Source organism: Micromonospora sp. AMSO12t (assembly GCF_008806585.1).
Taxonomy (GTDB): Bacteria; Actinomycetota; Actinomycetes; order Mycobacteriales; family Micromonosporaceae; genus Micromonospora; species Micromonospora reichwaldensis.
Genome location: NZ_WAAS01000561.1, coordinates 1 through 661, shown reverse-complemented (window position 1 = coordinate 661; position 661 = coordinate 1). Strand labels below are relative to the sequence as shown.

Genomic DNA, 661 nt, shown 5'->3' with positions numbered 1-661 from the left:
CGCGGCTGCACCGGCTGGAGACCGGGCTGGCCGGCGTCGGCCCGGTGACCGTGCAGCTGAACCGGACCGACCGGCCCACGCTGCGGCCGGTCGACGCCCTCGGCGGCCGTCCCGGGCAGCCCCGCGCCCTCACCGCCGTCGAGCGGGGCCGGCTGGACCGGTTGCCCGCCCGGCTGCGCGCCCGTGGCGGCGCCGCCGTGACCCTGACCGCGCCTGTCGCCGCCGCCACGAACCTGCGCGGAGCCGGCTGGGTGAGCTGGAGCGGGCGGGCCGCGTACCTCACCGTCGCCGACCTCGGCGTGCCCGAGCGCCGGACGCTGCTGCGCGTCGACGGCGCCGGCGTGCGCCGGGCGGAGGTGCCGGCCGCGACGGTCCCGGGCACCGTGGAATCGCCCGGCCGGCCGCCGCTGCCGCCGCCCGGCCGGGGCTGGGGGGCCGACCCGCGGCGCGCGGGCGACCTGGGCCTGCTGCTCGACGCGGCGCTGCGGGCCGCCCGGTCGCCCGGCGGGCGGGGCGCCCCCCTGCGGGTGCGCGGCGACACCGTCGCCGGGAAGACCGTCGACGTGGTCGAGCTGCGCACGTCCCGAGGGCTGCTGCGCTACTGGATCGACCGGTCCGGCGCGCTGCGCCGCCTGGAGCTGCGCACCCGCACCGGCGCCTG

General features: G+C 82.3%; 1 pseudogene. It reads left to right on the top strand.

What is annotated here, in order from left to right:
- Nucleotides 1-661: pseudogene (locus F6X68_RS33860) on the top strand (hypothetical protein); the annotation flags it as partial.